Annotated in this window: 11 protein-coding genes and 2 pseudogenes; 10 read left to right on the forward strand and 3 right to left on the reverse strand. The window is 38.6% G+C overall.

Annotated elements, in window-relative coordinates; translation table 11 throughout:
- The first annotated feature begins 117 nt into the window (after positions 1-117).
- The 9 genes from uraA (at position 118) to pyrE (ending at position 11,071) form a co-directional block, all read left to right on the forward strand.
- A complete protein-coding gene (gene uraA, locus AC0IXC_RS12390; RefSeq protein WP_002014712.1) occupies positions 118-1,410 on the forward strand; it encodes a uracil permease in 1,293 nt (430 codons plus the stop codon).
- Between the two features lie 147 nt (positions 1,411-1,557).
- On the forward strand, positions 1,558-2,472 hold the full coding sequence (gene pyrB, locus AC0IXC_RS12395; protein ID WP_002128846.1) for an aspartate carbamoyltransferase: 915 nt from the start codon (positions 1,558-1,560) through the stop codon (positions 2,470-2,472).
- Complete coding sequence (gene pyrC / locus AC0IXC_RS12400; protein ID WP_033707133.1) at positions 2,456-3,742, forward strand: dihydroorotase; 1,287 nt, start codon at positions 2,456-2,458, stop codon at positions 3,740-3,742. Before pyrB ends, pyrC begins: the two co-directional genes overlap by 17 nt.
- Positions 3,739-4,836, forward strand: coding sequence for a carbamoyl phosphate synthase small subunit (locus AC0IXC_RS12405; RefSeq protein WP_002121861.1), 1,098 nt, complete (start codon positions 3,739-3,741; stop codon positions 4,834-4,836). The genes pyrC and AC0IXC_RS12405 overlap by 4 nt, the downstream gene beginning before the upstream one ends.
- Positions 4,821-8,039, forward strand: coding sequence for a carbamoyl-phosphate synthase large subunit (carB, locus tag AC0IXC_RS12410; protein WP_002165154.1), 3,219 nt, complete (start codon positions 4,821-4,823; stop codon positions 8,037-8,039). Before AC0IXC_RS12405 ends, carB begins: the two co-directional genes overlap by 16 nt.
- Positions 8,036-8,815, forward strand: coding sequence for a dihydroorotate oxidase B electron transfer subunit (gene pyrK / locus AC0IXC_RS12415; RefSeq protein ID WP_002088239.1), 780 nt, complete (start codon positions 8,036-8,038; stop codon positions 8,813-8,815). The genes carB and pyrK overlap by 4 nt, the downstream gene beginning before the upstream one ends.
- Complete coding sequence (gene pyrD / locus AC0IXC_RS12420) at positions 8,812-9,741, forward strand: dihydroorotate oxidase B catalytic subunit (RefSeq protein WP_471652925.1); 930 nt, start codon at positions 8,812-8,814, stop codon at positions 9,739-9,741. The genes pyrK and pyrD overlap by 4 nt, the downstream gene beginning before the upstream one ends.
- Positions 9,726-10,442, forward strand: a complete 717-nt coding sequence (gene pyrF / locus AC0IXC_RS12425) for an orotidine-5'-phosphate decarboxylase (protein ID WP_097830931.1) — start codon at positions 9,726-9,728, stop codon at positions 10,440-10,442. Before pyrD ends, pyrF begins: the two co-directional genes overlap by 16 nt.
- Positions 10,439-11,071: an orotate phosphoribosyltransferase gene (pyrE, locus tag AC0IXC_RS12430; protein ID WP_000711457.1), complete on the forward strand. Its 633-nt coding sequence runs from the start codon at positions 10,439-10,441 to the stop codon at positions 11,069-11,071. Before pyrF ends, pyrE begins: the two co-directional genes overlap by 4 nt.
- Before the next feature lie 115 nt (positions 11,072-11,186).
- Here the strand turns inward: pyrE and AC0IXC_RS12435 are convergent, their stop codons facing one another.
- The gene (locus AC0IXC_RS12435) at positions 11,187-11,441 is read right to left on the reverse strand and encodes a YbeF family protein (protein ID WP_087985066.1); all 255 of its coding nucleotides are present in this window, start codon (positions 11,439-11,441) and stop codon (positions 11,187-11,189) included.
- Positions 11,442-11,605: 164 nt separating this feature from the next.
- Positions 11,606-11,713: pseudogene (locus AC0IXC_RS12440) on the reverse strand (MFS transporter); the annotation flags it as partial.
- Here AC0IXC_RS12440 and AC0IXC_RS12445 point away from each other — a divergent pair.
- Positions 11,697-11,873, forward strand: a pseudogene (locus tag AC0IXC_RS12445) (phage holin family protein); the annotation flags it as partial. The pseudogenes AC0IXC_RS12440 and AC0IXC_RS12445 overlap by 17 nt on opposite strands.
- Before the next feature lie 121 nt (positions 11,874-11,994).
- Here the strand turns inward: AC0IXC_RS12445 and AC0IXC_RS12450 are convergent.
- Positions 11,995-12,480, reverse strand: coding sequence for a DUF2247 family protein (locus tag AC0IXC_RS12450; protein ID WP_193651961.1), 486 nt, complete (start codon positions 12,478-12,480; stop codon positions 11,995-11,997).
- Between the last annotated feature and the right edge of the window lie 5 nt (positions 12,481-12,485).

The following is a 12,485-nucleotide window of genomic DNA, read 5'->3' on the forward strand; positions in this document are numbered from 1 at the left end:
GCCAAAGGGTCTTGGCTTTCATATGTCAAATTTGGCATACGAAAGTGTAGGACTCTTTGTGCACAGGCACAAAGAGTTTTTTTATTGCAAAAATTAAAACTGAAGGAGGATGTAACAATGGAGCAAAAGCCAGTGTTAGACATTCATGAAGTACCGAAACCGGGAAAATGGTTATTATTAAGTATACAACATTTGTTCGCGATGTTTGGATCAACAGTGCTTGTTCCGTTTTTAACAGGACTGAATCCATCAGTAGCTTTAATATCAAGTGGATTAGGAACGCTAGCGTTTCTTCTAATAACGAAAGGTCAAGTACCAGCATATTTAGGATCATCATTCGCCTTTATTGCACCAATTATTACAGCAAAAACAGCAGGTGGACCTGGAGCAGCGATGCTTGGAGGAATGCTTGCGGGACTTGTGTACATCTTAATCTCACTCGGAATTAAGAAATCTGGGTCAGAATGGATTATGAAATTACTTCCGCCAATCGTAGTTGGGCCAGTCGTAATGGTAATCGGTTTATCTTTAGCACATACAGCAGTGAACATGGCGATGAACGGTGCGGATGGTAAGTATAGCATTACACACTTTTCAGTAGCATTAGTAACATTAGCAATTACAATCATTTGCTCCATATTCGGGAGAGGATTTTTCAGTATCATACCAGTGCTACTTGGAATCATCGGCGGGTATATATTCGCTTACTTCCAAGGGCTAGTAGATTTAAAGCCAGTAGCTGAGGCAAAATGGTTTGTCATACCAGACTTCACAGTACCGTTTGTAACATATACTCCGGAGTTTTCATGGAAAATTGTACTCTTAATGGTGCCAGTTGCACTTGTAACAATTTCAGAACATATCGGACATCAAATTGTACTTGGAAATGTTATTAAAAGAGATTTAATTGAAAAACCAGGTTTACATCGTTCAATCTTCGGTGATGGGATAGCAACATTGATCGCATCACTAATAGGGGGACCACCGAATACAACGTACGGTGAAAACATCGGTGTGCTAGCAATTACGAGAGCATACAGTGTATACTTATTCATCGGTTCAGCAGTGTTCGCAATCATGTTTGGATTTATCGGGAAGATTTCAGCACTGATTCATTCGATTCCAACACCAGTTATGGGTGGTGTATCAATCTTACTCTTCGGTGTAATCGCATCAAGTGGTTTACGTATGATGGTAGACGATAAAACAGACTTAGGTGACAAACGAAACTTAATGATTGCATCAGTTATACTAGTAATCGGTATTGGCGGAGCGGTACTGCACGTAGGTGAATCGTTCCAAGTAGAAGGAATGGCGCTAGCAGCAATTGTAGGTGTACTATTAAATCTACTACTACCAGAGACAAAACAAACAAATAAAACAAAACAATCTAAGCAGATTGCTTCATAAAAATAACCTTTTAATTCAGTCCTGTGAGATAGAAAAGGGTGGCTACTTTAACGCACCCTAGTCTCAAAGACTAGGGTATTTTTATACAGTTATTGTTATATAAATTCAATGGTGTTATCATAAAAAACAGAAAGATGAGGGATGACGATGAGCCATTTGTTAACGATGAGTGAATTATCGGAACAAGAAATTTCAGAAATCCTAAAAGACGCAGAAGATTTCGCGAATGGAAAAGAGAGAAAAACGACAGAGCAAACATTTGTTGCGAACTTGTTCTTTGAGAATAGTACGAGGACGAGATTTAGCTTTGAAGTTGCTGAGAAGAGATTAGGACTTGAAGTATTAGACTTTTCCGCAGATGCATCTAGCGTACAAAAAGGAGAAACTTTATACGATACGATAAGAACACTAGAATCAATCGGAACAAAAGCGGTAGTCATCCGCCATGAGCAAGATCGTTACTTCGATGAATTAAAAGATCAGGTGAATATCCCAATCTTGAACGCTGGAGATGGATGTGGAAATCATCCAACGCAATGTCTACTCGATCTTCTAACAATTAAACAAGAGTTTGGAAGATTTGAAGGTTTGAAGATTGCAATAGTTGGGGATGTTCGTCATAGCCGAGTAGCACGTTCTAATGCAGAAGCATTAACGAAACTGGGCGCGACAATTTACTTTGCAAGCCCAGAAGAGTGGAAAGATGAAGAGAACACATTTGGAACGTACAAGAGTTTAGATGAACTTGTTCCAGAAGTGGATGTGATGATGTTACTTCGTGTACAACATGAGCGTCATGACCATTATGAAACAGACATTATGAAAGAGTATCACGAGCAACATGGGTTAACAGTTGAAAGAGAAAAACGTATGAAAGAAGGAAGCATTATTATGCATCCAGCCCCTGTAAACCGTGATGTTGAAATTGCGAGTGAACTTGTCGAGTGTGAACGCTCACGCATATTCAAGCAAATGGAAAACGGGGTCTACGTAAGAATGGCTGTACTAAAACGCGCATTACCAAATGTATTAGGAGGAATGAAACATGAATTATTTGTTTAAAAATGGTCGTTATATGAATGAAGAAGGAACAATTGTAGCAACAGATCTTCTCGTACAAGACGGTAAAATTGCGAAGGTAGCAGAAAATATTACGGCAGATAATGCTGAAGTAATCGATGTAAATGGAAAGTTAATCGCACCTGGATTAGTAGATGTACACGTTCATCTTCGTGAACCAGGTGGTGAACATAAAGAAACAATTGAAACAGGAACACTTGCAGCAGCAAAAGGTGGATTTACTACAATTTGCGCAATGCCAAACACACGCCCAGTACCAGATTGTAAAGAACATATGGAAGACCTGCAAAAGCGTATTAAAGAAAAAGCACATGTAAATGTATTACCATATGGAGCAATTACAGTACGTCAAGCAGGTTCTGAAATGACCGATTTTGAAACGTTAAAAGAACTTGGAGCGTTTGCTTTCACTGATGATGGCGTAGGCGTGCAAGATGCAAGTATGATGTTAGCTGCAATGAAGCGTGCATCGAAATTAAATATGGCAGTTGTTGCACACTGTGAAGAGAACACACTTATTAATAAAGGATGTGTACATGAAGGGAAGTTTTCTGAGAAACACGGATTAAACGGTATCCCATCAGTATGTGAATCCGTACATATTGCCCGGGACATCTTACTTGCGGAAGCTGCAAATTGTCACTACCACGTATGTCACGTAAGTACAAAAGGATCTGTACGTGTAATCCGTGACGCGAAACGTGCTGGAATTAAGGTGACAGCAGAAGTAACACCGCATCACTTAGTATTATGTGAAGATGATATCCCATCGGCTGATCCTAACTTTAAAATGAATCCACCGCTTCGAGGAAAAGAAGATCATGCAGCGTTAATTGAAGGACTATTAGATGGAACAATTGATATGATCGCAACTGACCATGCACCGCATACTGCAGAAGAGAAAGCGCAAGGGATTGAAAGAGCACCGTTCGGAATTACTGGTTTTGAAACAGCATTCCCGCTTTTATATACAAACCTTGTGAAAAAAGGAATCATTACATTAGAGCAACTGATTCAATTCTTAACAGAAAAACCAGCTGACACATTCGGTTTAGAAGCAGGGCGCCTAACAGAAGGTAGAACAGCTGATATTACAATTATCGATTTAGAACAAGAAGAAGAAATTGATCCAACAACATTCTTATCAAAAGGAAAAAACACACCATTCGCAGGTTGGAAATGCCAAGGTTGGCCGGTTATGACAATCGTTGGTGGTAAGATCGCATGGCAAAAGGAGAGTGCATTAGTATGAAAAGACAACTTATCTTAGAAGATGGAACAGTATTAATTGGAAAAGGTTTCGGAGGAGAAATAGAAAAGTCAGGTGAGGTTGTATTTACAACTGGGATGACTGGATATCAAGAAACTTTATCTGATCCATCATACTGCGGTCAAATCGTAACATTTACGTATCCATTAATCGGAAACTACGGCATTAACCGTGATGATTTTGAATCAATTCACCCATCTGTAAATGGTTTAATCGTAAACGAAATTTGTGATCACCCATCAAACTTCCGTAATGAAATTTCGCTAAATGATTACTTGAAAGAAAGAAATATCCCAGGATTAGCAGGAATTGATACGAGAAAATTAACAAGAAAAATTCGTCAATATGGAACTTTACGCGGACGTCTTTGCAATATGGATGTGGATGTAGAGGACATCGTTAGCCAATTGAAAGCAACTGTCTTTACAGATCATGTGAAACGCGTATCAACAAAAGATCCATATCCAAGTCCAGGCCGTGGACACCGAGTTGTACTTGTAGACTTCGGAATGAAACATGGTATTTTACGAGAATTAAATAAGCGTGATTGCGATGTAATTGTTGTACCTTACAATACAACAGCAGAAGAAATTCTACGCCTTAGTCCAGATGGAATTATGTTAAGTAATGGACCTGGGGACCCAAAAGATGTACCAGAAGCAATTGAAATGTTAAAAGACATTATTGGTAAAGTTCCTTTATTCGGGATTTGCCTAGGACATCAATTGTTCGCCCTGGCATCTGGTGCGAATACAAGTAAGTTAAAATTCGGTCACCGTGGTTTAAATCATCCAGTAAAAAATCTTGCAACTGGAAAAGTAGCAATTACATCTCAAAACCATGGTTACGCAGTAGAAGAAGAATCAGTTGGAAATACAGAACTGGAAATTACACATGTTGCTTTAAATGATGGAACAGTAGAAGGTCTTCGTCATACGAAGTTCCCGGCATTTACAGTGCAATACCATCCAGAAGCTTCTGCAGGTCCAGAAGATGCAAATGATTTATTCGAAGATTTCTTAGCAATGATTGAAAACTTCAAGAAAGAAGGGGAAGAGTTATGCCAAAACGCCTAGACATTAACACAATTTTAGTAATCGGATCAGGACCAATTGTAATTGGGCAAGCAGCAGAGTTTGATTACTCTGGTACACAAGCTTGTCAATCTCTTAGAGAAGAAGGTTACAAAGTAATCCTTGTTAACTCTAACCCAGCAACAATTATGACAGATACTGCAACAGCAGATAAAGTATATATAGAACCATTAACATTAGAATTCGTAAGCCGTATCATTCGTAAAGAACGTCCAGATGCACTCCTACCAACATTAGGTGGTCAAACAGGCCTAAACATGGCTGTTGAACTTGCGAAATCAGGCATACTTGAAGAGTGCGGAGTTGAAATTTTAGGAACAAAATTATCAGCAATCGAGCAAGCCGAGGATCGTGATTTATTCCGTACATTAATGCAGGAATTAAATGAACCAATTCCATCTAGCACGATTATTCATACGCTGGAAGAAGCACATGAATTTGTAAAAGAAATTGGTTATCCAGTTATTGTTCGCCCCGCATTTACAATGGGGGGAACAGGTGGCGGAATCTGTAATAATGAAGAAGAACTAATTGAAATCGTATCAGGTGGATTAAAACATAGTCCAGTAACACAATGTTTATTAGAAAAGAGTATTGCCGGTTGTAAGGAAATTGAATATGAAGTAATGCGTGATTCGAATGATAACGCGATTGTAGTATGTAACATGGAAAATATCGATCCGGTTGGGGTTCACACAGGTGATTCTATCGTTGTAGCACCGAGCCAAACATTAAGTGACCGTGAGTATCAAATGTTACGAAACACTTCATTAAGAATTATTCGTGCATTAGGAATTGAAGGTGGATGTAACGTTCAGCTTGCACTTGATCCACATAGCTTCCAATACTATGTAATCGAAGTAAACCCGCGTGTGAGTCGTTCGTCTGCACTAGCATCTAAAGCAACTGGATATCCAATCGCGAAGCTAGCGGCGAAAATTGCAGTCGGTTTAACATTAGATGAAATTATAAACCCAGTAACACAAAAAACATACGCTTGCTTCGAGCCAGCATTAGACTATGTTGTTTCAAAAATTCCACGTTGGCCATTTGATAAGTTTGAATCAGCAAACAGAACACTTGGTACACAAATGAAGGCAACTGGTGAAGTTATGTCAATCGGACGTAACTTAGAACAATCATTATTAAAAGCGATTCGTTCTTTAGAGCTTGGCGTTTATCACCTAGAGTTAGACCACTTAAAAGAGCTTGATAAAGAAACGATGAAAAAGCGTATTATAAAGGCTGATGACGAGCGTCTGTTCGTTGTAGCAGAAGCAATCCGTCAAGGTGTAACGAAAGAAGAAATCAACGAATGGTGTGAAATGGACTTCTTCTTCTTACAAAAAGTTGAAAATATCGTAAACATGGAACGCGAAGTAAAAGCGAATGTAGGAAATATGGAAGTGTTACAATCTGCGAAAGAAATGGGCTTCAGTGACCATTACATCGCCAATGCTTGGAACAAAACAGAGCGTGAAATTTACGATATGCGTAAAGAAAGCAATATGACTCCTGTTTATAAGATGGTAGATACTTGTGCGGCAGAGTTTGAATCTGCAACACCATACTACTACAGCACATATGGTGACGAGAATGAATCGATTGTAACAGATCGTAAGAGTGTAGTTGTACTAGGATCTGGTCCAATCCGTATTGGTCAAGGTGTTGAGTTTGATTATGCAACAGTTCACTCTGTATGGGCAATAAAAGAAGCTGGATATGAGGCAATCATTGTTAATAACAACCCAGAAACAGTTTCAACAGACTTCAGTATTTCTGACAAATTATACTTTGAACCATTAACAATCGAAGATGTAATGCACATTATCGATTTAGAAAAGCCAGAAGGTGTTATCGTCCAATTCGGCGGACAAACGGCAATTAACTTAGCGGCTAAATTAGAAGCACACGGTGTGAAAATCTTAGGAACATCACTTGAAGATTTAGACCGTGCAGAAGATCGTGATAAGTTTGAAGCAGCTTTAACAAAGCTTGGTATCCCGCAACCAGTTGGTAAAACAGCAACGACTGTAGAGCAAGCAGTAGCGATCGCTGACAAAATTGGTTACCCAGTATTAGTAAGACCATCTTACGTACTAGGTGGACGTGCGATGGAAATCGTATATCGTCAAGAAGAATTACTGCACTACATGAAAAATGCGGTTAAAGTTCACGCAGATCACCCAGTATTAATCGACCGTTATATGGTTGGTAAAGAAATTGAAGTAGATGCAATTTCAGACGGTGAGAATGTATTCATTCCAGGTATTATGGAACATATCGAACGCGCTGGAGTTCACTCTGGGGATTCAATTGGAGTATATCCACCACAGAGCTTATCTGAAAAACTAAAAGAACAAATTATTGAACATACAATTGGGCTTGGAAAAGGTTTAAACATTGTTGGATTACTAAACATTCAGTTTGTAGTATTCAAAGATGAAGTGTATGTAATTGAAGTAAATCCACGTGCGAGCCGTACAGTACCATTCTTAAGTAAAATTACAGGCGTACCGATGGCAAATATCGCAACGAAAGTTATTTTAGGTCAAAACCTTGTAGAACAAGGATATGGAACTGGCTATCACCCAGAAGAGAAGGAAGTGTATGTAAAAGCACCGGTATTCTCATTTGCGAAACTACGCTCAGTTGATACAACATTAGGGCCTGAAATGAAATCAACAGGGGAAGTAATGGGTAAAGATTTAACGCTTGAAAAAGCATTATATAAAGGACTTGTTGCTTCAGGAATTAACATTCCAACGCACGGATCAGTAATCATCACTGTAGCGGATAAAGATAAAGAAGAAGCGCTGGAAATTGCAAAACGCTTCCATGAAATCGGCTATAACTTATTAGCAACAGCAGGAACAGCACAATCGCTAACAGAACAAAACATTCCGGTGCAAGTTGTAAACAAAATTGATTCTGAAGACTACAACTTACTTGATATTATCCGTCAAGGGAAAGCGCAGTTTGTAATCAATACATTAACAAAAGGAAAACAACCAGCGCGTGATGGTTTCCGCATTCGCCGTGAATCAGTAGAAAATGGTGTGGCTTGCTTAACATCACTTGATACAACGAGAGCAATCTTGAGAGTATTAGAATCTATGACATTCTCAGCTCATTCAATGAAAGAAATTACGCAAACGAAGCGTCACGAGGTGGTACATGCATGATGCAAAAGCAAAATATGATCGTCGTTAACCAAAAAGAAATCGCAAAAAACATTTACGAATTAGTGCTTCAAGGGGATTTAGTGCAGCAAATGAACGATCCAGGGCAGTTTGTACACATTAAGGTAGCAGAGGGCATTACGCCCCTTCTGCGCCGCCCAATTAGTATTTGTAATGTCGATCAAGACAAGAACGAATTTACAATGCTATATCGTGCGGAAGGACAAGGGACAAAAACATTAGCGAAAAGAAAACAAGGTGAACTTGTAGATGTGTTAGGACCACTTGGTCATGGATTTCCTGTAGAAGAAGCGGAATCTGGACAAACGGCTCTATTAGTTGGTGGGGGAATTGGTGTACCACCACTATATGAATTGTCACAGCGTCTTGTAGCAAAAGGAGTACGCGTTATTCACATCTTAGGTTTCCAAACGAAAGATGTTGTCTTCTATGAAGAGAAATTCGCAGAACTTGGTGATACGTATGTTGCAACAGTTGATGGTACACATGGTACAAAAGGGTTTGTAACAGATGTAATCGATAGCTATGGAATTGACTTTGACATTCTCTACTCATGTGGACCTTTAGCGATGCTTCGTGCATTAGAAGGACGCTATAAGGAGAGAAAAGCCTATATTTCATTAGAAGAACGTATGGGCTGTGGTATCGGAGCATGTTTCGCATGTGTATGCCATTTGCAAGCAGATCCGAGTGGGCATTCTTACAAGAAGGTGTGTAGCGACGGACCAGTATTTCCAATCGGGGAGGTTGTACTATGAACAGATTGCAAGTTGAATTACCAGGGTTATCATTAAAAAATCCAATCATCCCAGCATCTGGTTGCTTCGGATTTGGTCGTGAGTATGCACAGTTCTATGATTTAAGTGTACTTGGATCAATTATGATTAAAGCGACAACAGAACAACCTCGTTATGGAAACCCAACGCCTCGTGTTGCTGAAACACCAGGCGGAATGCTAAATGCAATCGGGCTTCAAAATCCTGGATTAGAAAAGGTAATGAATTCTGAATTACCTTTTCTCGAGCAATTTGATCTTCCGATTATTGCAAATGTTGCTGGCTCACAAGCTGAGGATTATGTAGCAGTTGCGAAGGAAATTTCAAAGGCACCTAATGTTCATGCGCTAGAATTAAATATTTCTTGTCCAAACGTAAAAACGGGTGGTATCGCTTTTGGTACAAATCCTGAAATTGCTGCTGATTTAACGAAGCGAGTAAAAGAGGTTTCTGAAGTACCGGTATATGTGAAATTGTCACCGAACGTGGCAAACATTGTGGAAATTGCAAAAGCAATTGAAAATGCGGGTGCGGACGGTTTAACGATGATTAATACATTGCTTGGTATGCGTCTAGATTTAAAAACTGCACAACCAATTTTAGCAAACCGTACGGGCGGACTATCAGGGCCAGCGATTAAGCCAGTAGCAATTCGTATGGTACATGAAGTAAGTCAAGCGGTTAACATTCCGATTATCGGAATGGGTGGTATTGAAACTGCGGAAGATGTAATTGAATTCTTCTATGCTGGCGCAAGCGCGGTTGCAGTAGGTACAGCGAACTTCATAGACCCGTTCGTATGTCCGACAATTATTGAGGAGTTACCAGCATTACTAGATGAATTAGGATTTGATCACATTTCGGAATGTCAAGGAAGGAGCTGGAAGCAAACATGTCACAGTCGTTAATCGTTGCACTAGATTTTCCAGGGAAACAAGATGTAGAACAATTCTTACACCACTTTGAAGGGGAAGAATTATTTGTCAAAGTTGGTATGGAGTTATTTTACAAAGAAGGCCCTGCGATTATTACGTACTTAAAAGAAAAAGGGCATAAGATCTTCCTAGATTTAAAACTTCATGATATTCCGAATACAGTAAAAAGCGCTATGCGTAGCCTAGCTAGTCTAGAAGTTGATATGGTAAATGTTCATGCTGCTGGGGGAAGCAGTATGATGAAAGCTGCGATTGAGGGATTAGAGGAAGGTAAGCAAGAAGGAAAAGAGAGACCGATTTGTATTGCAGTTACACAACTAACAAGCACTTCGGAAGCTATGATGAAAAAAGAGATCGGCATTGAGAAAACGTTAGAAGAAGCGGTTGCTCATTATGCAAAATTAACGAAAGAAAGTGGACTTGATGGAGTTGTTTGTTCAACACTTGAAGTTCCAAAATTACGTGAAGTATGCGGAAATGAATTTGTAACAGTAACACCGGGGATTCGTCTTGCAAGCGATGATGTAAATGACCAAGTGCGCGTAGCAACACCGAAACGTGCGAGGGAACTTGGTTCAAGCTACATCGTAGTTGGACGTAGTATTACAAAAGCAGAAAATCCGCTTGAAGCGTATAAAACAGTAAAACAACAGTGGGAAGGTGTAACAGTATGAAAAAAGAAATCGCATCGCATTTATTAGAAATTGGAGCAGTATTTTTACAACCGAATGATCCATTTACCTGGTCTTCTGGTATGAAATCACCAATTTATTGTGATAATCGTTTAACTTTATCTTATCCAAAAGTACGCCAAGCGATTGCAGCTGGATTAGAAGAGTTAATTAAAGAGCACTTCCCAACTGTAGAAGTTATTGCAGGAACAGCAACTGCTGGTATTGCGCACGCTGCATGGGTAAGCGATCGTATGGATTTACCGATGTGCTACGTACGTAGTAAGGCAAAAGGTCACGGCAAAGGGAACCAAATCGAAGGAAAAGCTGAAAAGGGTCAAAAAGTAGTAGTGGTAGAAGACTTAATTTCAACTGGCGGTAGTGCAATTACATGTGTAGAAGCACTTCGCGAAGCTGGCTGTGAAGTACTAGGAATCGTATCAATCTTCACATACGAGCTAGAGTCAGGAAAAGAAAAATTAGAAGCAGCTAACGTAGCGTCATATTCTTTAAGTGATTACAGTGCATTAACTGAAGTTGCAGCAGAAAAAGGTATGATCGGACAAGCTGAAACGAAAAAATTACAAGAGTGGCGTAAAAATCCAGCTAATGAAGCTTGGATCACAGCGTAACATGAAAAAAGACGACCGCGGGGGAACGCGGTCGTCTTTTTATATAATTGTTGAAATTTTATGTAAGGTTCCATCGACATCAAAGAAAATTATATTACAATCTCCTCGCTAATAACTATTTAGCGTTTTCTACAACTTCATATCCTCTTACAAACAATAGAGTCATATAAGAAACAATAAATGAGAAGATGCTATACATGCCAACCCAAAAGAAAAATTTTGGAGTAAAGGCGATAACACCTATTATTAAAAAACTAGCAAACGTTACAATCGGCATTACGTAATACGTTTTCGTCTTGCGCGTTCCAATAACAGAAACGATAAAGATAAGTAATGGACAAATTAATAAGACGAAAATCAATTCATTCATAGTTATGTCCCCTTTTCTAATTGAAGTAATCTGTTGCTCGTAAACGTTTTGAAATAATTACTCTCATAATATAATTTCGCTATGTAATAAATAAACCCTTTTGAAGGTTAGTATATTTCAATATTTAACCTAAAAAGGCGTAAGCAAGTATTATCTTGCTTACGTTACAGGATAAACATCACAACGATAGTGGTGACGATTAAGCCGATAATAACTGGCAAAAAATTTCGGCGTGCGAGTTCAAATGGATCTACTTTACAAATAGCAGCGGCTTCACAAGCTGATGTGGTTATGGGAACAAATAGCGCTATTCGTGAGGCAACAATCTTTTTATTTATTGGAAATGAGTTGCTATCACTGTTAGAAAATGCTGGTCGTATGGGAATCCCTTTACCTTCAGCATTAACGAATGCATTTGAAATTTTAGATTAGTATAATGATATTTGTGTAAAATAAAATCTACTTAATTGTAAATAAAGCCTATGTATATGTGAAATAAAGAAGAGCCGTCCTGTTGGGCGGCTTTTTTCTTATTGATTCTCCTAATGTTTCCTTATTCATATTTAAATCTCGATCTCTCTAAGTTTAAAAATTTTTCAAACCTATTTATCAGATCTTCTTTCGTAGTTGGGACTTCTTGAGGCATATAATTAACAAAACTCACCATATCTTCTGGGTAGTGATGATTTCCATAAAACTCTGCAATTTCATTTAATAATTCATTATCTTCTTTACATCTTTCTTTTATTTCAGATAAACAAACAAATCTTAGTTTTCTATTCTCCTCTACTAACATTGTGCTTTCTTCATCTAATTGAGGAAAATAATTAGTTTTTATTTCTAACATCACCTTATCTAAATCTTCACTAGATACTCCCCATGCAAGTTCACTAACAAACTCACTTTCATCACCAATATCCATCAATTCTACCGCATAATCGGAAATGACGTCTTTATTAAAATAATTTTCTTGGATGCCTATAAAAATAGTTTTCCAGTCATACTTAATATGTTTATTTTTTAAATCTTTTAAGTTCATATTAT

This window comes from Bacillus sp. AC266 (genome assembly GCF_979253805.1).

Coding starts and splice junctions, on each gene's coding strand:
- uraA (WP_002014712.1), top strand. CDS start 118: ATGGAGCAAAAGCCAGTGTTAGACATTCATGAAGTACCGAAACCGGGA.
- pyrB (WP_002128846.1), top strand. CDS start 1,558: ATGAGCCATTTGTTAACGATGAGTGAATTATCGGAACAAGAAATTTCA.
- pyrC (WP_033707133.1), top strand. CDS start 2,456: ATGAATTATTTGTTTAAAAATGGTCGTTATATGAATGAAGAAGGAACA.
- AC0IXC_RS12405 (WP_002121861.1), top strand. CDS start 3,739: ATGAAAAGACAACTTATCTTAGAAGATGGAACAGTATTAATTGGAAAA.
- carB (WP_002165154.1), top strand. CDS start 4,821: ATGCCAAAACGCCTAGACATTAACACAATTTTAGTAATCGGATCAGGA.
- pyrK (WP_002088239.1), top strand. CDS start 8,036: ATGATGCAAAAGCAAAATATGATCGTCGTTAACCAAAAAGAAATCGCA.
- pyrD (WP_471652925.1), top strand. CDS start 8,812: ATGAACAGATTGCAAGTTGAATTACCAGGGTTATCATTAAAAAATCCA.
- pyrF (WP_097830931.1), top strand. CDS start 9,726: ATGTCACAGTCGTTAATCGTTGCACTAGATTTTCCAGGGAAACAAGAT.
- pyrE (WP_000711457.1), top strand. CDS start 10,439: ATGAAAAAAGAAATCGCATCGCATTTATTAGAAATTGGAGCAGTATTT.
- AC0IXC_RS12435 (WP_087985066.1), bottom strand. CDS start 11,441: ATGAATGAATTGATTTTCGTCTTATTAATTTGTCCATTACTTATCTTT.
- AC0IXC_RS12450 (WP_193651961.1), bottom strand. CDS start 12,480: ATGAACTTAAAAGATTTAAAAAATAAACATATTAAGTATGACTGGAAA.